Genomic DNA, 22,117 nt, shown 5'->3' on the forward strand with positions numbered 1-22,117 from the left:
GGTATAGGTATAGGTATAGGTATAGGTATAGGTATAGGTATAGGTATAGGTATAGGTATAGGTATAGGTATAGGTATGCGGCTTGGAAAGGAGAGACCGGCGGTCCTATACCTGATAGAGGAAGAGTAGCTGTGACTTTACTGCACCACTATTTTGCTAGAGAGGACGGCTCCCCCCTCAGTGGTTAGCCGGAGGATGTAGAGCCCGGGCAAAAGGCCTTTGGTCGGCAGTTCCTTCAGCATGCCCGTTTCCCGCGATTCCCACACGGGCCTGCCCAGGCGATCTATTACCTGCACCTGTACTGTTTCGTTTTCCACAGCTATAAATACCGTCTCGCCTGCCGTTACCGGATTAGGGTATACCTGCACAAAGTTCTTCGGGGTATGGATTACGGTTTCTTCCTGACTGTAGATCGTTTTGCCATCGGTCGTAGTCGCACTCGCTCGGTACACGTTTCGCCCAGGTATAGGGGATTGGTCGACGAGCAGGTGTTGCAGGCTGGCTATTGGGTCGCTGGTATGCAATACCTTAAAGTTCCCTTTCTCCAGGCGCTCCAGGCGTATGTCGGCCAACTGGTACGTGGTGCTGAGGCTCAAAGTGAAGTGGGCAATATCGGGGGTGACGAGCTGACGTGCCTGGAAGCTACTGATGTAGCAGGGCGATGATGCTGAATCGGCGGCAACACTTCGACTGTAGGCTGCCTGGGTACCCTGAATCAGGGGCGCTACTGCCAGGTAACCACCCTGCAGCATACTTCGGTCTAAAACGGCAAGTGTATCAGCCGTCTGGAGGAGGGGCTCCAGGTGCGTTGCGCCCAGCTGAAATAATTGGTACTCCTGCGCGTTGGGTTGTTTGCTCCAATGCACCATCACCTGCTCTTCGCAATTAAAGCCGATCCGTAAAGCTGCTGGACGAGCCAGGATAAACTCTTCTGTTTGCAAGGCTATCCCTTTACGAAGCAGCCGCAGTTGCGCCCGGGCTGCCGTATCGGGTGTTTGCCAGGTATAGCTACCCAGGCTAAGGTCGATACCTTCAGCTATGGGATGCCAGGTCTCGGAGCCGTGCAGGCGGTACTGCAGGTCAGCAGCGCCAGCAGCTGTGCCAGCCTGCCAGGCAAGGCGGTGGGGCTGGCCAGCTGCCAGTGTAGACGTCGCAACAGGGTATAGCCATTCCATACCTTGCTCCAGTTCATACACCAGACTAAACTCCTGCGCCCCCTCCGACACACGGTAACCTGCTACCTGCAAGGTATAGGTACCGGCTGCAGGCGCTTCAATGGTGATCTGCTCCACGTTGTTTAAGCGGTCCTGACTGCGGCGGGCGGGCTGTTGCAGGGAGTCGGGGTGCGGGAAAGTGCTCAGTACCCAGGGCTTCCAGCTTTTACCTGAATTTTTGTGGTGCAGCACCAGGTCCAGGTCATTGACTAGCGCTTGTTCGGCGTTGGGTTCCGCTTCCGTGTCGTGCCATACCAGGGTCGCTTTCACGCGATATACTCCTTTGGGCACGTTCAATTGGAATGTGCGCGATTGGCCTGTGGCTACTGCATCCAGCTTAAACTGCTGTGCTTGTATGGTTCGAAGTGCTCCGAGGGCATCGGCGTTGCCAAAACCTGATGCGAAATCAGGACCGGGGTTGCCTGCATCAACTGCACTGTTGATCAGCGCTGCTTTTACCAGCGAAGCCGGGGGCAAACTGCCGTGTAGTGCTTTGTAAAGCTGTTGCACCAGCAAGGCTATACCTGAAACCACCGCCGCCGATTCTGAAGTGCCCGCAGCGCCATGCGCCACCAGTTCCGGCTTAATGCGACCGTCATAGGCGGGCCCCCTGGAGCTGCGTATCCCTACCTGCCCATCCGGATCCAGTGCCCCTACACTCAGCGTGTTCTTGGAGGTCTTGAACTGCCCGGTCAGGTTGGCTATACCTGGCAGGTTGGCATACGTGCCGCTTGTTTCAGATTGGTCGCCGCTGTTGCCAGACGAGAATACGTGAAGCAGTTCAGGATATCGGTAACTCTGCTGGTCGTAAGCCTGTGCCTCCAGCCCATAATAGTTCTCCACGCCTACGCCATAGGAGTGGTTCTGCACGCTTATACCTAGGCCCAACAGAGCTTCGCTATCGTCAGGGAACAGCTCCTCGAAGCTTGAGTGGGCGATAAGCGCATGCTGCGTCACGCCTTTGCCATTCGGGCCCGTGTTGCCGGCGCCTGCTATCAGCGTGGCCATGGTGGTGGCGTGCGGGCTTTGGTTACCTGCCATCGACTGCGGGTCAATAACACGGCCCTGCAGGTCAATGTCATCGGGGTCAAAGGCGGCCTCTTTTATGGATACCGCCATACCCTGCCCGGCCATAGCCCGGAAGGCCGCATGTGCAGCATAGATATTGTTTACGACGAAATCAGTGTCTTTCAGCTCCAGTTCCTCCATGGCTTGGCGATTGGGCTTGTCCACGTACAGCACTTCCGGCGAAGCGGCCAGCTGGAGCAGTTGGGCTGGTTTGAGGCCGGTTATCAACAAAGTATTGCCTTGTGTGCCGGACTGCTTCACAGTGGCACCCAGTTGTTGCTGTTGCAGCCAGGTATAGAAAGCCTTTTTGCTGGATACCTGTATTCGGTACGAGGCAGTCGGAGCGGCTTGGTGCAGTTGCTGCAGATGAGGCGCCATCTTATGGGCTACCTGTTTGGGAAGTGGGACTTGTTGCGCCTCACTTTGGAGCGGGAGCAGCGCTAATAGACAGAGTACAGGTACCCAAAGTGTTTGTTTCAGTTGGTGGCGTGGGGGCATAGAGCAGACGTCAATGTAAAGCTCAGTTTCTATTTCATAGAATAGCACTAAAGCTAATCAATCGCCACCATATAGGCAATAGTTGATAAAGCCTGATCTGCTGAAAATCAAGCCTATACCTGTGTTTGAACAAAAAGCTTTGTTGGAGGGGGTTGTTGCGGGGACTACATGTGGTAGATCCACTTAAAGAGCAGGATGCCAAGTATACAGCCAATGGTGTTGCTCAGCACGTCGACTATATCGCCCTGGCGGCCAGCTATAAAGTAGTGCTGCAGGAATTCGATGGCGATGCCGAACAAAGAGCTCACGAAAAAAGACGTGCGTATGGCAAAAAGTTGCACACGCATGTAGGTATACTGCTTTTTCAGGCCTACTACCATCAGGTAAGTGAGCACGGCAAACATGAAGGCGTGCGCAAACGAATCAAAAGAGAAGATCTCCCAGATAGAAAGGGAGGGCATAGAAGAGGAGGGCAGCAGCGTCAAAACCATGATCACTGCTGCCCAAATGATGGTAAAGAAATTATACCGTAGTATCAAGCCTGCTTCTATACTTGCAAAATTACTGACCGATAACTTCGCGGTAACCTTCAGCCGTCAACAGGCCCTCGATTTCGCTTGCGTCTCCGATAGACATTTTGATGATCCAGCCGTCTCCGTAAGGATCAGAGTTTACCAGCTCAGGGCTGCCGTCCAGCTTCTCGTTGAACTCCTGCACGGTGCCGCTCAGTGGGCTGAACAGGTCAGACACAGTTTTCACCGCCTCCACTGTACCAAATACGTCGTTCTGGCTGATTTCTTTGTCTACCGTGTCGATGTCAACATAAACGATGTCACCCAGCTCGCTTTGCGCGAAGTCGGTGATGCCAATGTAGGCTACGTCGCCTTCTACGCGTACCCACTCGTGGTCTTTGGTATACTTTAGGTTGTCAGGTAAATTCATATCTATTGCTTTGGGTTAAATGATGTCCAAAAATACGCTCTTTTTCGCAATGCTAAAAATTATTGCAGACTAACACGTAGCTGTACCCCACCTTCCGACACACTGTTGCGGAAGGATGTAGATATTTTAGGGTCGGACACGGTGCGCAGCAGGTAGAACTGTATGTTCACACGCTGGCTCAGCACGTAGTCCACGGTGGGGCGCAGCTGCAGCTGGCGGGTACCGTTGGTGATCTGGTTCTGGCTTATCTCGTTGCCCTGCTCGTCCTGCGTAATGGCCCGCTGCACTGTCTGGTTATCGCGCACCGACATGTCCATGCGCACGGTCAGCTCGTTCTCCAGTGTGCGCTGCTCCCCGCCTATCCGGAAAGGTATACGGAAGTTGGTGGTGGCATACCCAAAGCCGAAGGTATAATCCTTCACGTTGGTTTCGGTTACCTGGGCATTGGTGAGGTTGAGCGACAGGTTGCGCTCTATCCTATACCCGAGGCGGCCGGTCAGGTTGGTGTTGGTGCGGAAGTTCACACCCAGCAGTTCCAGCCGCTCCTGCACCGTGAGCTGGTTCAGGATGTAGTACGGAATCAGCTGCCCGAACTCGTTGGTGCGGGTCGGGTAGTCGCCCGGGTCGTTCTCGTAAGCCAGCGAGGTCGTGAAGCTCGTTACGTTATAGGTCGAATTGTAGGAGTGCGTCAGGTTTACCTGGCTGAACCAGCGCTTGAAGAATGCGAGCTGCGACAGGCCATTGTAGTCGATGCGCCAGTTAGGGATAGGCGCCCGCTTAACCGGGTTGCCGCCTTTGGCCTTGAAGCCACTCGCATCGCGCCCCTGGTAAGCGTACAGGAACGACTGCAGGAGCACATCCTGCGAGTTCAGGGTATAGCCTGAGTCGCCGGCCGCCGCATTGGCGTTTGTGAGGCGCTCGCGTATCTCGTAGCGGTTGCGGATAAAGTTGTCGAACGCGGCCGAAGTTCCATTTGCTGTAGGCTCGAAAATGGTGCCCAGTGCAAAGAAGGATGTGCTGAACGAACCGGTGTTGATCGGGTTCTGGCGCTCGTTTATGGTGCCGATGTTGCCGAAGTCATCAAACTGCTTGCGGTAGAATACCTCCTCGATCTCGGACATATTGCGGCGGGCATCGAGCTGCAGGTTAAAGTTTCGGAACGGTTCCATGTTGGCCCTGGCCGTGAACGTCTCGGTATTGATGCCACTGAACGGCGTGTTCAGGTACTGGCTGCTGTCGGTATACCAACCGTTGGTAAAGGCACGGTTATAGAGCTCGTCCAGATCGTACTGGCGGCCGAGGATGAACGGAAGTCCCGGTGCGTCGAAACCATCGTCGAAGCCAAACATGTGGGTGCGCGGCAGGTAGCCCGGCATCATGGTGCCCCGGTTTTGCAGGTAGGTGAAGTTCACCGAGCGGGTCATCATCAGGAAGCGGGCCAGCCCCTTGGCCAGTTTCATCTCAGAGCGCTTCTGTACCACGCTGTCGCCCGGTGCAGGTACCGGCGGTCCGCCCTGCGGCTGCGTCGGGCTGTTCACCTCTTTCAGGAACTTCACTTTGTTGTACAGCTTCACCATGTCAAAACGGCCATTCACGCTGAACTCGGTGGTGTTTTCGGCGGTGTTACCCAGCTGGAAAGCCGCATCCTGGTTCAGGGCAGTGGAACCTGCCGTCCAGATGTAGGTAACAGCATAGCGGGTCTCAGCACCCAGCCAGTCGGTAAGCGGGAATTTATCAAACGGCACCTTGTAGTTGGCGGCCACCAGCTGGTTGAAGTGTGTGTTGCGACCCAGGTTACGCAGGTTGTTCCAGATCACTTTATTCTTGTATCGGAGCGAGTCCACGTCGCGGTTGATGCGGTAGTCCGGTTCGTCTACCACGGCACGGTTGGTGGCGGTATAGTCCAGCGACAGGCTCTTACTGATGTCCCACTTCAGGTCGTAGATGCGGTTGAAGAAGAAGTACTTCTGGAACGTTGGCTCTATACCTCTGGAGGTGATCAGGCCCGAACCCGGATCGCGGCGCTGCAGGAAGGTTTCGTTATACCTGCGGTCGAGGTCGGCTCTGAAGGCAAAACGGCTCGGCAGCGGCGTGAAGTTCAGGTCCTTGATCAGGCGCATGTACGGTGACTTGAGGCGCTCGCTTTTGGCGAAGAACTCGTAGTTGCGCGGCGTGGTGGTATAGGTATAGGCCACCGCCCCGGTATAGGTGCGGGTAAAGTCGCGGTCCGTCTCGATGTTGGTGAACAGGCGCTCGGCGTAGGAATACGAGAAGGACAGGTTCTCTACGTCGTACGGACGCACCTTGGCCTCCGGATTCGTTCGTTCTTTCCGCACGTTTAGCAAACTCACGCTCTTCCGGGTCTCCCGTGTACTCACCTCTTGCCTGTACTCTCGTTGGGCCTCGTTCGTCTCATACCTGGTCAGCGATTGATCGAGCGGTACGTCCTTGTCGAGTGGGTCAAACTGCGGGGCGCTGTTCATGGTGCCGTACTGCACCGACACCGGCACTTTTATACCTAGCTTTTCGGGCAGAAACTTATCAGCCACAATGTTGGCGCTCACATCAAACACAGCCGTGTTTTCGCGGGCACGCTGGGCGATTTTCTGTTGCAGGGCACCGAAACCGATGGTGGTATAGCTGCCTGTGGCTGTGATGTTGGCAAAGTCGGCCAGTTTGGTGTTGAGGCGGGCATTGGCGGCCCATCCCGAGTTGTTTCTAAAGTCTGTTACGCGCAGTTCGTTCACCCACACGCAGACCGATTGCGGACGGGCATCCTCGCCGGGCACAGTCGGGTTGCGCAAACCGATCATCACGCTTTGCACCTCGCTGAAATCCGGGTTACCGACCACCCGAATCATCTTGCCACCCTCGAGCATTACCTCGAACGGACGACGGTTGTCCCAGCCTCCTGCGGTTCGGTTTCGCTCCACTTTGGCGTTCACAAAATCCTCTAGGGCAACGTCCACTTCATTCTCGGCCAGCCAGATGCCTTCGCGGCTGGTCGTGCTGGCAGGCGTCAGTTTGAGTGGCACTACGTACTCGTAGTAGTTCTGGGTATAGTCCGTGCCGATGCGCACAAAGGCCTGCACATCATCATCGCGGGTGTTCGGGTCGCGGGTCTGGGCGTGCAGGAACAGCTTCAGACGCTTGTAGATCAGCATGTCGATGGACAGGTTTTTGTAAACCGCCTTAGAGAAAGAGTCTTTCAGATCCTCCACGCACAGCTGCATCGCCTGCTCGTTCTGGCGACGGTTGTTGGTGGCGGCATAGTCGCGCAGACGCTCTATACCTGGCGGCATTACATAAGGGATGATCGTTTCGTCCTGTACTTTTTCGCCGTTCTCTTCGATGTTCACGGTGGACACGGTAAACGAGCGGGCATCGTCGGTACAGTTAAGGCAAGGGTTGCCGTCGGTGATCGGCTGCAGGAAGGTGCGCCACTGGTTGGCCACAAACTGGAACTGCACGAAACGGAGCACCACCGGATCGGCAAACTCGGTCACGTACATGCGCATGAAACGGATCGACTTGAAGCCGCTTATGCCGCCCACATTGCCCGTAGGCTGGCGCACCGGCACCCGGAACTGGTACCAGGTCACGTTGTCACCGGTCTTGGTGTCCACGATCTTGTCCACGATGTAGTTCTCGCCCACGCTCATGCCACCTGGCTGCAGTTTGATCTTGTATTCGTAGTACTGTTCCAGGTCACTGATTACGTTGTCGCGGTTCAGGTCTTCTTTGTCCGGGAAAGCGTAGTTAGAGAAGCGGCTCTGCTCTGGTGAGTTGCCTTCCATGCCGTTGAAGCGTTTGTAACGCTCCAGGATACCGGCGTTCTGCTGGTCGTAAGCGGCATCGAGGTGGTGCAGGAAGTTGTCAGCGGAAGGGTCCGAGAGGACCGTCTGCGGTGCACCGCCAGGTATGCGGCCCAGGAAATTATTCTGGAAGAACTCACGCTCCGCATTGTCACCCAGGCCATCCAAACCAATGTCCTGGAAGCCGCGGGCGCCAGGAACCGCCGAGAAGGCATCGGTCAGGAACTGCTGCGTGGTCACGCGTCCCCACTCGGTGGTTTGCAGGTTCTGGTTATCGGTAGCAGAAGTTGGCAGGCCGTTCTCAAAGGAGTAGCGGTTGTCTTTCAGGATATCCTCCGACACGTTGCCCAGGTTGATCACCAGCTCACCACCATCGTTGCTCGTGATCGGATTGCCGTTCGCGTCTTTGCGTCCCTTTGGCCCGGTCAGGAATGGATCCATCAGCCAGAACTCCACATACTCTACGTTGGCATTGTCAAAGTCTGTGTCGAAGGTGATCTCTCGGCTGATACCACCCCAGTTCTTACGTGGGTCGTTCTGCAGCCTGCCCTGCCCGTCCAGGCTTGGGTTGTAGTTGTACTGCCCTCGCTCCTGCGGGTAGTAGGCTACATCGAAGGTATATTCGTAAGCGTTGGCAATCTCACGATCACGACCCGGGAATACCTCATACCTTGGCACAGGACGCACATAGTGGTTACTGAGCTCCTCGTCGTTGATGTTGCTCGGTCGCAGGCCCTCGCTGTCGCGGTAGAAGATCTGGTCGATGGTATACCAGGCCACACGGGCACGGTTGTAGGCATACTGCAGACCTTGTCCCTGCGCCAGCGGGGCCGGAGTGGCCGCCAATCGCCAGGTGGTGTTGTTAAAACCACCCAGGCTGAATGGCGTTTCGGCGCCTTCAAAGTCATCCAGGTATGAAGTGCCATCTTCGTTCACCGGCGACTCCGTTGCAGAAGGCACCAAGTGCGCAAACTCACCGCTGAACGTCACGCTCGACGGCACTTTGGTCTGGATAAACGGAATCATGTCCGTCATCTTCGTCAGGAAGCGCGACTCCCGGTTGAAGTTCACGTCCAGGCCGTAAATGGTATTGTTGGTTGGCTCGTCGCCGATGCTCACGCGGTTAATGTAAGGCCGCTCGTTGAGGTGCAATACCGTACCACCCAGGTTCAGGTCGTTGTTCACACGGTAGTCGAAGCGGGCGCCCAACAGGGAGCGGGGCTGTATGTTGAGCAGCTCGGCCTTTTCGTAGGTCACGCGCAGGTCGCTGGCCGAAGCGATGTAGCTCGGGTTGAGGATCTTGATGCGGCCCAGGTCATAGAATACCTGGTAGTCGGTGCCCTCCTCGAGGCGTGTGCCACCGGAGTATACCGCCACCGAACCCTCGGCAATGCGGAAGCCCGGCAGCATGATCTCGTCCGTGGAGCTAGCCTGGAAACGGCCCTTCAGGTAGAACTTTGCCTTGAGTGTGTTCTGTTGCGCGTCCGTCTGGGTTTGTTCGTAGAGTTCCTGGAACACGTAGCGCTCAACCAGGTCCTGCCTTCCTTCAAACTGGCTGGCCAGGTATGAGCCGAACGGCTCTACCACCGGGAAGAAGATGCGACCTGTCTCAGGATCAATGGTTATACCTTCCAGGAAGTCGAAGTTGCCGTCGCGCGGTTTGTCGTTGTTGGTGTTTACATTGTCGAGGTTGAGTACCTCGATCAGCGGGATGTTCTGGATCGGGCTCGGCTCTTTCAAGCTGGTAATGTCTACGCCGGTTTCATCGTCTTTGTAAACGATCTGCAACTGGAAGTTCTGGCGGTTCACCTGCGTCGCGTCCAGGCTGTAGACGTTCTTCATCATCAGGTCCCAGGTCGGGTATTCCAGTGCCGGGTTGGTTGCCTTCAGCAACTTCATGTGGATCACCTGATCGTCGCGCAGGTTCTGGTAGTCCTCCATCAGCTCACCCACCTTGTAGGTCTGGCCGTTGTAGGTATACTCGAAGGCCACACCCAGCACTTGATCGGGCAGCAGGGCAGTGGTGAGGGAAATATAACCCAGTTGTGGGTTGAACTTGTACTCACGCGGGTCCAGCCTGCGGGCGCGCACGTGTTCAAAGTCAATGGCTTTCTGAAGGCCCTGGCTGTTCAGGTATGAGTCCACCTGGTCGTTGTTGCGGGCAGATGGGTTGTTGGCGATCAGGCCATACAGTGCGTTGGCGTTGTTAGCGGCCGGGGCAAGCGGGTTGCGCTCGAACTGGTTACGAAAAGGATCGGCTTCGCCCAAGTCCATGTAGGCGACCATGTTGCGCAGGTTTTCGGTGCTGCGGTTGTTGTTGGTCACGTACAGCTCCAGTCGGCGGATCACGATGCCGGAGTTTACCAGCGGCAGGTTCTGTAGCGTTTTGTCATAACGGCCCCGGAAGAACTGCGAGAGGAAGAAGTGGCGGTCTCGGTCATAGCTGTCGGCCCGGATCTCAAAAGGCTTATTCTGCGCCCCGTTCTGAATCACGACTTCATCGTTACGGCCACGCACGTTCGCGGCAATCGTAGTCACGCCCAGGCGGCCAAACTGCAACTGCGTTTTCAAACCAAACAGGTTTTGCGCACCCGTGATCAACGAGTTGTTAAGCGGCAGGCTCACATTACCGGCCTCTACCTTGCGGATAATCTCTTCCTCGAAACCGGTATAGTCCAGCTTCATGTTGTTCTCAAACTCGAAGTTGGCGTTGTTGTCCCAGTTAAAGTTAAGGCGCATTTTCTCGCCGATCTTACCCACCAGGTTGAGCGAAATGTTCTGGTCGAAATCAAAGTCGCCGGTGCGCTGCTGGCGGAGCGGGATGGAGGGGTTCTCGTTCCGGTTGAAACGGGCTCCGAACTTCAGGTTGACGTTACCATTCGGCTGAATGTCCACAAAATTGCCACCGAACACACGGTCAAACACCGGGCTGATGTAGATTTTCGGGACCAGGCGACGGCCGCTCACCACGCTCTCACCGTCCAAACCAGCTGACTTGGTGCGCCAGTAGTCGCGGATGGCCTGTTGGCGCTGGTAGCGGGAGTATTCCTCCCACGACATGGTAGAGGGCAGGCGGTAGTCCAGCTCACCCATGCGTTCATTGATATTGTACTGCCGCAGGCTGTCGTCCAGCTGTATCTCAAGCTCGATGTTAGACGGCTGACCAAGCAGCAGGGGAGAAGAGGTAGGGCGGGTGCCGAGCGGGCTTCCGAGGCGGTCGCTCGGCGTAAAGGTCGGGCGGCGGCTCGGGATGTAGGGTTGCAGGCGGGCGGAGTCCTTCGGAATGGTATCCTGGACGAAAAAATCTGAAAAAATAAGGGTGCTATACCTGTTGTGAGAGCGCAATGCCGCAGCCTGCGACCACCATGCCAGCATAGTGATAGCAGCAACCGTTGCAAACAGCAGGCTGTTTTTTTTACTTTTCCAGATCAAGTTGGGCTCTACCGATTAAGAAGACTTCAAGGCAAATTTTATTAGTTCCTCTACGCTCAGGCTTCTGTCTTCCCGCTTGATGATGGCATCAAGCGTTTTCTCTGCCACGTTCTTAGCAAAGCCTAGTGTAACTAATGCTGATAACGCTTCTGCACGTGACGTATTGTGTGCAGAAACGGGAACTGCTGTGCTACCAGCCAGCATGGTTTCTTTCTTTATTTTATCTTTTAATTCCAATATAATACGCTGCGCGGTTTTAGCCCCGATTCCCTTCACATGCTGTATGGTACGCACGTCTTCCCGCACAATGGCCTGCTGCACTTCATCCACCGAAAGCGATGACAAAATCATCAGCCCTGTATTCGGTCCCACGCCTGAGATCGAGATCAGGAGCAGGAAAGTCTCCTTCTCAGCGGCTGTTGTAAACCCATACAAGGTATGGGCATCCTCTTTGATGTGCAGGTAGGTATGCAGCTTGCAGCGCTCCCCCTCAGGCAGTGACGAGTACGTGTTCAGGGAAATTTTGATCTGATAACCTATGCCATTGACATCGACAATGACATAGGTTGGATCTTTCAGAGCTAGCTTACCGTCAATGTATGCGATCATCTATATATGTTTATTATTATAGTTTTGAGCATCTACGACAGCAATGGACACCATGTTAACAATCTCACGGATAGAACTGCCCAATTGCAGAATGTGCACCGGTTTGCGCATACCCATCAGTACCGGTCCAATTGCCTCAGCACCACCTATTTCCTGCAACAATTTGTAGGCGATGTTACCCGATGTAAGGGTCGGGAAAATAAGTGTGTTCGCTCCTTTTTCGGCCAGCTGGCTGAAAGGATAGTGCTCACGCAGCAGGTTCTTGTTCATGGCGGTATTCGCCTGCAACTCGCCATCTATCAGCAGGTCCGGATAGCGCTGCTTCGCCTTGCGCACCGCCTCAGCGCCCTTGTTAGGTATATCGCCTTGCACGGAGCCAAAGTTAGAATACGACAGCACAGCCATACGCGGTTCCGTGTCGAAGAAACGAACAGCACGGGCAGTCAGGCCAATGATGTCCACCAGTTCGTCGGCGGTCGGGTTGACGTTCACAGTGGTATCAGCAAAGAAGTACGGCTCCTTTTTGTTGAGGATGATGTACATACCTGCCACTTTGTTGATGCCATCTTCCACCCCAATGATCTGCAAAGACGGTAAAATGGTTTTGGAATAGTCGCGTGTAAGGCCTGAGATAAGCGCATCTGCTTCGCCTGTCTCGAGCATCATGGCGCCGAAGTAGTTGCGATCACGCATCTGGCGGCGGCTGTCGAACAGCGTGAGGCCTTTGCGCTGTCGTTTTTTGTACAGCAACTGCGCAAACTCCTCGCGTTTCGCGTCTTCCTCGTAGGGGTCGATGATCACGCAGTCGTGCAGGTCGAGGTTGGTTTCCTCTATGATCGCGGCAATCCGGGCTCTGTTGCCCAACAGAATCGGATTCGCGATCAGCTGCTCTTTTACGATCTGCGCCGCTTTCAGGATCTTGTAGTGGTCCGCTTCTGCAAACACCACTGTCTTCGGATCTTTCTTCGCCTGGTTGGTGATACGGGTCATCAGCTTCTGGTCGATGCCGATGCGCTCCTGCAGTTCAACCTCATATGCCTCCCAATTGGTGATCGGGTGCTTGGCCACACCGCTCTCCATAGCAGCTCTTGCCACTGCTGGCGATACCGTGGTGATCAGGCGCGGATCGAGCGGCTTCGGGATCAGATAGGTACGGCCAAACGAGATAGTGTTGTCTCCGTAGGCTTTGTGCACCAGTTCCGGAACAGGCTCTTTGGCGAGGTCAGCCAGGGCGCGCACCGCGGCCAGTTTCATGGCCTCGTTGATCTCCGTGGCGCGCACATCCAAAGCGCCTCTAAATATGTAAGGGAAACCGAGTACGTTGTTTACCTGGTTCGGATGGTCAGAGCGGCCGGTCGCCATGATCAGGTCATCCCGGGTATCCATGGCTAAATCATAATCAATCTCCGGGTCCGGGTTAGCCAGTGCGAAAATGATCGGGTCTTTTGCCATCAGTTTCACCAGCTCCGGCGCCAGCACGTTGCCAGCCGAGAGTCCGATGAACACGTCAGCACCTTCCATGGCCTCGCGCAGCGTGTTGATCTTGCGGAGGGTCACGAACTGCGCTCTGTAAATGTCCAGGTCGTTGCGCTCCGGACGGATGATGCCATCCTTGTCGAACATCACAATGTTGTCCAGCTGGGCACCCAGGGCCACGTACAGCTTGGTGCAGGCGATGGCAGCAGCGCCCGCGCCGTTTATCACAATCTGGATCTCCTCGATTTTTTTGCCCGCCAGTTCCAGTGCGTTGAGCAGGGCCGCCGACGAGATGATGGCCGTACCGTGCTGGTCGTCGTGCATGAGCGGGATGTTCATCTGCTCCTTCAGGGCGTTCTCTATCTTGAAGCTCTCAGGGGCTTTGATGTCCTCCAGGTTAATGCCGCCGAAAGTTGGCTCCAGCGACTTCACGATGCGAATGAACTCTTCCGGGTCGGTGCAGTCGATCTCAATATCGAACACGTCTATACCTGCGAACTTCTTGAAAAGGACGCCTTTGCCCTCCATTACTGGTTTTGATGCATCCGGGCCAATGTTGCCAAGTCCGAGTACGGCAGTTCCGTTGGAGATGACGCCTACCAGGTTTCCCTTGGCGGTATATTTATAAACGTTTTCTTTGTCAGCGGCTATTTCTTTGCAGGGCTCGGCTACTCCAGGAGAGTATGCTAGGGCCAGGTCATGCTGTGTACTCAGCATTTTAGTCGGCACTACTTCTATTTTGCCGGGTTGTCCCTGCATGTGGTAGTTGAGTGCGTCCTCTTTGTTTACTTTGATCATGGTATGCGTTATTGGTGTTGTCTCGTGTTAGTTGTTCCCTTGCGTTGTGCGGCTCCTGCGCCGGGCAGAAGCTTAAAGCCAAGTTGATAAGATTTTATGGTTTATCAAAGCCGTAATCAACAAAGATACGCCCTGAACAATCTCCATCTAGCAGAATAGGATGTTTTTTATCAGGCTGCTGATATTCTGCGATTCGTTAATGACCCGCATGGCAATAAGCTGATAAAACAGGAGGGGCGTAAACGACGAAACACCCTTCCGTAAGAAGAGTGTTTCGTTTGATCTATACCTGTAAGCTTAGCTGAGAATGAGCTGTTGTCCGGGTTTGATGGCGCTGTTTTTGAGTTTGTTCAGCTTTTTTATTTTCTCTACTGTCACCCCTTCGTGACGCTGGGAGATAGTCCAGAGCGTGTCGCCTGGCTGTACATGGTAGACGCGCTCTTGCGGGGCTTTGCCTGGTGTTGGCTTAGCTTTGGCCGGCGCGCTAGCTGCCTTGTGAGTGCTGTTTCCTGCAGATGCCAGCAAAACCGGAGCCGCTTCCGGGGCGGGCTGCCATACCAGTAGTTTGTCCTGCACTCTGATGGAAGAACCGTCCAGCTTATTCCATTCCTTTATTTCGTCAATGCTCACCCCGAATTTGCGGGCAATGGCAAACAGGTTGTCGCCGCGCTGCACAATGTAGGTTTTTTGCACCAGGCTGTCGTTAGGTGCTTCCTTAGTGGTGGCAGAGGCCAGCATAACGGGCGCTTCGGCTGGTGCAGTGTGTTTGGCCGGCGGAGGTGTGGGGACAGCGGCGAGCAGGATGCAGCTCTGCTCAGCAGCCAGCAGCTTGGCAGCCTGTGCCGGGATGCGCAATTTGTAATTGCGGGTGGTCGCGGGAAGCTTCGGTTTTTTAATCTCCGGGTTCAGGGCCAGTAGCGCCAGCGTGTCGACGTGTAACTCGGTTGCCAGCTTCTCCAGATCCAGTGCCTGGTTTACCGTCAGGTGGGTATAGTCGGGTGCGTACAGGATAGAGTCAGAGAAGATGTTGTGCTCCGGCGCATACTTCATCGCGTAGATCACCGCCGTCATGGAAGGCACGTAGCTGCGTGTTTCCTTTGGCAGGTATGGGAAGATCTCCCAGAACGTCTTTTTGCCACCGCCTGCTCTTCTGATCGCTTTGTTCACATTTCCCTGACCGCAGTTGTAGGCAGCCATGGCCAGTTCCCAGTCGCCATACGTGCGGTATAGCCTGCTCAGGAAACGCATGGCAGCATCCGTAGATTTCTCGATGTCCATGCGCTCGTCGATGTACTGGTCCTGGTTCAGACCATACTCTTTGCCGGTCGATTTGATGAACTGCCAGGGACCAACCGCGCCTGCCCACGAGGCCGCCTTCGGGTTCAGGCCAGACTCGACGATGGAAAGGTATTTGATGTCCTGCGGCATGTTGTACTTCTTCAGGTACTTCTCATAGATCGGAAAATACATATTTTCGCGGGAGATCATCGTGCGCGTGTACTTTCTGTTACGGACAGTGAAGTAATCGATGTGGTTGCGCACGAATTTGTTGAATACCAGGGGAATGTCCGCCTCAATACAGCTCAGCCTGTCCTGAATCACCTCGTCGGGCTCATAGGGGATGTACTCCACGAGCAGTGCCAGGTCCTCTTGTGAGAGGAAAGTAGTATCTGCATGGGGCTTTTTTAAGGAATCCTCTTCTGCGAGTCTTTCGAACCTGATCGTATAGCCAGAAGCCTGGGCATGGAAAGCCCATATACTTCCAGCCAGTGCTGCAAGTACTGTAAAGAGTCTAAACTGCATCATTTATAATTTATGCTTCAACGGTTAGCTTGTCCAGTATGTAATTTGAGAAAGCGAGCAGTTGCGGCTCCTCAAATGAGCGGGTCATTAGTTGCAACCCGATGGAAAGGCCGTTCGCATCGCGTCCTGCCGGAATAGAAATGGCAGGAACACCAGCAAGCGAGGCCTGAACCGTAAAGATGTCAGCCAGGTACATGGCCAACGGATTCGCCGTATTCTCCTCTAGCTTGAAGGCCGTAGTCGGAGCGGTAGGCAATATAAGAAAATCATAATGTTGCAGCAACTCGTCCGTCTTATCTTTTATGAGACGGCGCACGCGCTGCGCCTTGGTATAGTAGGCGTCGTAGTAGTCGGCGCTCAGCACAAAAGTGCCCAGCATGATGCGGCGCTGCACCTCCGGACCGAAGCCCTCGGCACGCGTTTTCTTGTAAAGGGAGGTCAGGTCGGTGGCATTCTCGCTGCGGTAGCCGTACTTCACCCCGTCAAAACGACCCAGGTTAGAGCTGGCCTCTGCTGTGGTGAGGATATAGTAGGTGGGCACCATGAAGTCCAGGTATGGGAACTCCACAGCCTCCAGCTGATGACCTGCTTCCTGCAGCATGTCTTTCACACCGAGAAGGGTTTCCTTCACCTCAGCATCCAGCCCCTCGCTCTCGAAGCAATCGCGGATATAGCCGATCTTGTACTTTTTGTCTGTCTGCAGCAGTTGGCTGTAAGCGGGCACCGGGCGGTGGCTTACTGTGCTGTCATACTCGTCGCTGCCTGCCATTACTTCCAACAGCAGGGCCGCGTCTTCCACGCTTTTCGAAATGATACCGATCTGGTCGAAAGAAGAGGCGTAGGCGATCAGGCCATAGCGGGAGATACGTGAATAAGTTGGCTTCAGGCCCACCACGCCACAGAAAGAAGCGGGCTGGCGAACAGAGCCTCCTGTATCGGAACCGATCGAGGCCAGGCACAGGTCGGCCTGCACGGCCACGGCTGAACCTCCGGACGAACCACCCGGTACGCGGGTGGTGTCATCGGCGTTTAGCACAGGACCGAAGGAAGAGTTTTCGTTGGAAGCCCCCATCGCAAATTCGTCACAGTTCTGGCGGCCGATGATAATAGCATCTTCAGCAAGCAGGCGCTGCACAGCCGTAGCGGTGTAGAGCGATTTAAAACCGTTCAGGATCTGACTCGATGCCTGCAGCGAGTGGCCTTCATAAGCCAGCACGTCCTTGAGGCCGATCACCATACCCGCCAGTTTGCCGGCATGGCCTGCAGCGAGTTTCTTATCTACGGCATCAGCCTGGGCAAATGCTTCTTCCTCGAATAGCTCCAGGAAAGCGTTTAGCTCAGGCTTCTGCTTAATATTGTGAAGGTAGTGCTCTACCAGTTGTCTGCACGACAGTTGCCCGTTGGCAATATCGCTGCGAATGTCACGAAGTGAATGGTATGATTTCAAACTAGTCAAGCTTTTTTATGTCCTTGATGGAGCGTTCGAGCTCGTCCTGGATTTCTTTTTTGGCATCGTTAAAGCTACGCAGACCACGGCCGGCAGAGCGTGCCAGGCTTGGGAGCTTGTCTGTGCCAAACAGGAGAAGTACTGCGGTTAGTACAACAAGTAATTCTCCTCCCCCTATGTCTCCCAGGAAGAGGAGGATTGTACTAAGAATCATAAAATATTATTCTGAAAAGATTACTTCGTTGTGTTGCTGTCGTCTTTAACAGAGCTTTCGATATCAGACTTGATTTCTTTGGTGGCGTCTTTGAACTCACGGATGCCGCGTCCCAGTCCTTTCGCAAGTTCAGGTATACGCTTGGCGCCGAAAAGTAACAGAATAGCGAACAAGATCAGGACTACCTCTGTGCCTCCTAAACCTCCGATAAATGCAAAAATGTTGGTAATTACCATGGTCTTAAAGTTTTAAGAATGAATTGCTGCAAAAATAAAGCTTATATTTTAATTTAACCCACATTTGGAAACATTAGTTTAGACCCACGTCATTATCTTGATGAATCACCCCATGGTGAAGAGTAAGGCAGGGTGCGGGAACGGCTTTTTGAGCCGTGATGCAAGTGAGTTGCAACCTGGTGTGCCAGAAGGCGTATAGAGGGGCAAATAAATTTAATATCTTGCTACTTGCGGGGTATCCTGGAGCAGATGCGCGCCTGTCTTTTCCCAAAATGGAAAAAATGTTTCCGCTAGAGGGAAAAACTTATACCCCAGGTATAAACCTTAATGCTGATAATCAGTTAGTTGGTGCTGTTGGCGTTTTTGGCAAGCTACTTGTAATATGCCGTGTACAACAGATTTACGCTTAATGGCCCGGCAGAGCGGTCAGGCTAAGAAGAAAAATAAATATTAGGTTTTTTTAATCTTCTGTTTGCAAGTGTAATCTAAAGGTTGTAATTTAATCCATAGAAATTTAACACAGCCCTCCTGAACGGGAGAAAGTGTCTAAATATAATTTTAAGTTTGTTTTCATAGCTTGGAAAGGCACCCTGCTTTGTAGGGTGTTTTTTCTTTTATAGGGGTATAGAAACCAAACTCCCGATGGAATGGGCACAAAAAAGCACGGCCGGGCATCTTGCAAGATGCCCGGCCGTGCTTTTTTAAAACCAGGTATAACAGGAGGTCTACTTTGGCCTGATCCAGCTTTCCGGGTTGAGGTTGGTGTTGTTTTTCCAGAGCTGAAACTGCAGTTCGGTCGTGCCGTTAGCGTCGGTGTACACAGTCCCGATCACATCTTTATGTTTCACGTCTTGCCCCTCCTTCACGTTAACAGTGCGTAGCTTCGCGTACACAGCGAAGTATTCACCGTGCTGCACCATCACAATGTTGTTCATGCCAGGCACACTAGCCACGGTGAGCACTTTGCCTTCGAATATGGCGCGCGCAGGCTCTCCCTGACCGGTTTGAATGTCGATTCCTCTGTTTTCTACCACCACACCTTTCAGTACCGGGTGGTTGTGGCGGCCAAACTTCTGCGAGATGAAGCCACGGTCCACGGGCCAGGCCAGGCGTCCGCGGTTACCTGCAAATGAGGAGGAGATAAGTGCCGCTTCCGGTGTGAGGGTGATCTTGCTGGAGCTTCCGCTGGTGGCGCGTCCTTCTTCGCGGGCGGCACGGGCGGCGCGGGCTATCTCCTCTTTCACAATATCGGCAATGAGGTTATCCAGCTTTCTGACTGCCTGCTGGCGTTGCGCCACTTCTTTTTTGAGCTGTTCTTCCTGCTTGCTGAGCTTTTGGATCATGCCATCCTGCTGGGTGCGCAGCGACAACAGGTTCTTGTTCTCTACGACCTGCTTATTGAGCAGCCCGCGTTTCTCTTCCCGCTGTGACTCCAGCGTGCGCAGCTGGCCCGTGAGGGCCAGCTGTACTTTATTAATTTGTTCTACTTGTTTCTTGCGGGCTTCGGAATACTGCTGCAGGTAGCGCAGGCGGCGTACCATCTGGTTAAAAGAATCAGCAGCGAATACGAACATGAGCTTGTTGTAGCTGTTGGCGGTTTTGGAGGCAGCGTATACCATGGTGGCATACTCGGCTTTCAGGCTTTCCAGGTCGGACTGCAGTTCACCCACTATACCTTCTGTTTCCTTCAAGCCTGTTTCCAGCAATTTTATTTCGCGTGAGATGGTGCTGATAACGCCTTTCTGTACCGCAATCTTTTCCTGAATGGCGTTGAGCTGGCCAATAGAAGCCTCCTTCTGCACCTTGGTCTGCTGCAGAATGCGGTTCGCTTCTTTAATACGGTTTAGGTTCTCCTTTTTCTCTTTCTCGAGCTGCGCCTTCGATTTTTGTTTCTGGGCTTGGGTAACCAACGGCAACAGCAGGATAATCAGGAAAAAGGCTGATTTGTAAAGGGCCTTCATCAGAAATAGGGGTATACTACACTTAGCCTACAAATATGGCAAAACTATATTGCCCGTGCCAGAAGCCCGCCTATTTTATTAGACTAAAGGCGCTTGTAACCAGAAGGAACACTGAAAGGAAACTCTAGTACGTCCTCGGAAACGGTGACTTTGGTGTGGCTTAAGTTAAAGTCGGAAACCTGGCCCGCCTGTAGGATTTGGGCCAGCATGTTGTAGGCAAAGGGCACCTCGCCCAAAGGTTGGAAACTCTCGTACTGCACCACAATGCTATTGCCCGATTGCTGGTCTTTGACGTTGAGCTGCTGCAGTTTCAGGTTTTCAGAGCTGATGAAATAGTCGAAAAGCAGGTTTTCGCGCAACTGCTGCACATGTTGCATCTGCCCTTGGTTAGTCGCCTTTTCAGAGCCGTTGGCCTGGTAGTTGCCCAGCAGAATGGCCTGCACCACCTGAAAGTCGAGTGCTACGTTAAAGCGCTTGCTCAGAAAAGCGTAGTCTGTGGCGGAGTACTCCCGTTGGATGCGGTTCATCATGTACACCGAATCGGGCGTGAGCTTAATGCGGGCGGCCTCTATACCTAAACCCGGCAGTACCGAGATCCAGATCACACTGTCCTTTTGCATGCGCAGGGCGTAGCCCGACGAAGTGCTCTGGCCTTTGTCATCAAACTTAAGCTGACCGCGGGCATTCAGGTAGGTGAATTCCAGATTTTGGACAGTAACGTTGCCAACAGTTTCGGTGGCGGCGGTAGCGGCAGAAGGGATCGTTTCTTTTTTGCAGGCGGAAAACAGGAGTATACCCAGCAGGTATAGCAGGAGCTGTTTATTCATAGAGTTTCTTTTCTTTTATCTTTCTGTTAAGGAAAGCAGAGGCCTCCCCTTTGAGTTTGGCCTTTTCCCACTGCCTCACCGCCTCGTCTTTTTTGCCCAGCTTGAACAGCACGTCGCCGTAATGCTCCACAATGGTGGCATCCTCCGAAACAGCAATGGCCTGCTCCAGGTATTTCAGCGCACCCTCGTAATCTTCCATTTTGTACAGCACCCAGGCATAGGTATCCAGGTAAGTGGGGTTGGCTGGGTGTTGCTCTACCAGACGGCCGGCCATGGCCTTGGCTTTGGGCAGTTGCTCACCTCGCAGCGATAAGAAGTAACTGTAATTGTTGAGTACGTGCTCGTTGTTGGGGTCCTGCGAAAGCACGGCATCATACGCCTCGTCTGATTTTTTATACTCTTTTATAGAGTTATAGGCATCTCCTAATTGGGCGTTGAACTGTGTCACCAGCTCGGGCTCGCTTGCCGAAAGGCGCTTGCCATGCTCCAGCGACTTGGCCGCCCGGTCAAAGTTCTTCTCAATGAGATGGCCGGTGCCGTTGTAGAACCAAAACACAGCCTGGTTCGGGAACAACTCCAGCGCCTGCTCCGAGTGCTTCACCAAATCGCCCGACTCGCCCAGTTCAGCGTCGAGCAGCACGATCTGCTGCCAGATCTTAAAGTGGGAGTCGTCCAGCTTGACCGCCTTGATGTAGTTGCCCCGTGCCGCCTCTTTTTTGCCGGTGATGGTTTGCAGGTCGCCGGCTACCGCGTAGGCTTTCGCCTCCTCGGGGTGAGACGTGATCGTGAGGTCGGCCAGTTCAAGGGCTATACCTTCTATGGCAGGGTTTGGCAGCTGGCGGATGAAATCGACCAGGATGCGCACTTTGGTGTCGATGTCGAGGTCCGTGCTGGCGAACGCGATCTTCACCTGGTTTTCAGACTCCTTCAGGTTGCCTTTCTGGCGGTACAGGTCTGAGAGCATCAAGTGAGCAAAGGGGTTATTCGGCTCAATGCGCAGGGCGCGGTTGATCGTTTCGATGGCAATGTCCGGCTTTTGGCTGGCATTATACAGCTCGGCCTGGGCCAGCAGGTAGCGAATCTCAGTAGGGTTGGAGGCGATCAGCTTTTCGCCTTCGGCAAGGGCTTTCCCTATGTTCTTCTGACGCAGGTAGATCTGCTGGCGGTTCATGGAGAGCTGCTCCAGCGCACCGTATTTTTTCTCAATGCGGTCGTAGGTCTTCAGCGCATCATCGTACTTGGACTGCGCCAGGTATAGCTCCGCCAGGTTGAACAGGTACTGCTCCTGTTCAGGCACGTTGCGCAGCAGGTCGTTGTAAGCCTGAGCCGCCTCGGTATACTGCTTCTGTTCGGCGTGCAGCTGCGCAAGCAGCAGGTAATAGTAGGGGTTTTTTGAGTCATTGGCGACGGCGGCCTGCGCAAATGTTACACCCGCTTTCGGGTTTTCCATCAGCATGTAGGTCTCGGCCAGCTTGTAGTTGAGCGCCGCATTGGTTGGGGTAACGGCGTATGCTTTCTGGAACTGGCTAAGCGCCTGCTTGTAGTCCTCCAGCATAAAGTATTTCATGCCCTCCAGAAACAATGCCTCGCTCAGCAGCTTTTCCTGCTCGCTAGGTTCGGGCTGCGGCACAGGTATAGCTACCTGCTCGGTTTCGGCCTTCTCCTTGCCCTTTCTCTTTTTCTTCTTAGACTGGGCCTGGCTTTCGCCGGTCGCGACCAGTGCAAGGCAGCAAGTGGCGAGCACAATGTTTCTGAATCGGGTCATAAAATGGGTATG

At 54.0% G+C, this 22,117-nt stretch carries 13 protein-coding genes; all 13 read right to left on the reverse strand.

The features are described 5' to 3' along the window. Positions 1-137: 137 nt before the first annotated feature. The 13 genes from Q4E40_RS17730 to Q4E40_RS17790 all read right to left on the reverse strand — a co-directional run bounded on the left by Q4E40_RS17730 (position 138) and on the right by Q4E40_RS17790 (position 22,105). The gene (locus Q4E40_RS17730) at positions 138-2,660 is read right to left on the reverse strand and encodes a S8 family serine peptidase (RefSeq protein ID WP_303414047.1); all 2,523 of its coding nucleotides are present in this window, start codon (positions 2,658-2,660) and stop codon (positions 138-140) included. A 284-nt stretch (positions 2,661-2,944) separates the two neighbouring features. Beyond that, complete coding sequence (locus Q4E40_RS17735) at positions 2,945-3,271, reverse strand: VanZ family protein (protein ID WP_368411178.1); 327 nt, start codon at positions 3,269-3,271, stop codon at positions 2,945-2,947. A gap of 70 nt (positions 3,272-3,341) precedes the next feature. After that, entirely contained in the window at positions 3,342-3,722 is a 381-nt protein-coding gene (gene gcvH, locus Q4E40_RS17740; protein WP_303414049.1) for a glycine cleavage system protein GcvH, read from the reverse strand. A gap of 59 nt (positions 3,723-3,781) precedes the next feature. Beyond that, the gene (gene sov / locus Q4E40_RS17745; RefSeq protein ID WP_303414050.1) at positions 3,782-10,912 is read right to left on the reverse strand and encodes a T9SS outer membrane translocon Sov/SprA; all 7,131 of its coding nucleotides are present in this window, start codon (positions 10,910-10,912) and stop codon (positions 3,782-3,784) included. A gap of 72 nt (positions 10,913-10,984) precedes the next feature. Next, positions 10,985-11,578, reverse strand: a complete 594-nt coding sequence (gene ruvA, locus Q4E40_RS17750; protein ID WP_220626625.1) for a Holliday junction branch migration protein RuvA — start codon at positions 11,576-11,578, stop codon at positions 10,985-10,987. Continuing rightward, positions 11,579-13,852, reverse strand: coding sequence for an NADP-dependent malic enzyme (locus tag Q4E40_RS17755; RefSeq protein WP_303414051.1), 2,274 nt, complete (start codon positions 13,850-13,852; stop codon positions 11,579-11,581). It lies immediately after the preceding gene. 297 nt (positions 13,853-14,149) lie between these two features. Beyond that, the gene (locus Q4E40_RS17760) at positions 14,150-15,658 is read right to left on the reverse strand and encodes a lytic transglycosylase domain-containing protein (protein ID WP_303414052.1); all 1,509 of its coding nucleotides are present in this window, start codon (positions 15,656-15,658) and stop codon (positions 14,150-14,152) included. 7 nt (positions 15,659-15,665) lie between these two features. Further along, the gene (gene gatA / locus Q4E40_RS17765; protein WP_303414053.1) at positions 15,666-17,102 is read right to left on the reverse strand and encodes an Asp-tRNA(Asn)/Glu-tRNA(Gln) amidotransferase subunit GatA; all 1,437 of its coding nucleotides are present in this window, start codon (positions 17,100-17,102) and stop codon (positions 15,666-15,668) included. A gap of 1 nt (position 17,103) precedes the next feature. Beyond that, the gene (gene tatA, locus Q4E40_RS17770) at positions 17,104-17,316 is read right to left on the reverse strand and encodes a twin-arginine translocase TatA/TatE family subunit (RefSeq protein WP_303414054.1); all 213 of its coding nucleotides are present in this window, start codon (positions 17,314-17,316) and stop codon (positions 17,104-17,106) included. A gap of 20 nt (positions 17,317-17,336) precedes the next feature. Beyond that, positions 17,337-17,552, reverse strand: coding sequence for a twin-arginine translocase TatA/TatE family subunit (gene tatA / locus Q4E40_RS17775; protein ID WP_303414055.1), 216 nt, complete (start codon positions 17,550-17,552; stop codon positions 17,337-17,339). 725 nt (positions 17,553-18,277) lie between these two features. Further along, positions 18,278-19,513 (reverse strand): murein hydrolase activator EnvC family protein, encoded by a 1,236-nt coding sequence (locus Q4E40_RS17780; RefSeq protein ID WP_303414056.1) that lies wholly within the window; start codon positions 19,511-19,513, stop codon positions 18,278-18,280. A gap of 83 nt (positions 19,514-19,596) precedes the next feature. After that, on the reverse strand, positions 19,597-20,340 hold the full coding sequence (gene lolB1, locus Q4E40_RS17785; protein WP_303414057.1) for a lipoprotein insertase outer membrane protein LolB1: 744 nt from the start codon (positions 20,338-20,340) through the stop codon (positions 19,597-19,599). After that, positions 20,333-22,105: a tetratricopeptide repeat protein gene (locus Q4E40_RS17790; RefSeq protein WP_303414058.1), complete on the reverse strand. Its 1,773-nt coding sequence runs from the start codon at positions 22,103-22,105 to the stop codon at positions 20,333-20,335. Before Q4E40_RS17790 ends, lolB1 begins: the two co-directional genes overlap by 8 nt. Between the last annotated feature and the right edge of the window lie 12 nt (positions 22,106-22,117).

The sequence above is a fragment of the Pontibacter coccineus genome, assembly GCF_030546575.1.
Classification (GTDB): Bacteria; Bacteroidota; Bacteroidia; order Cytophagales; family Hymenobacteraceae; genus Pontibacter; species Pontibacter coccineus.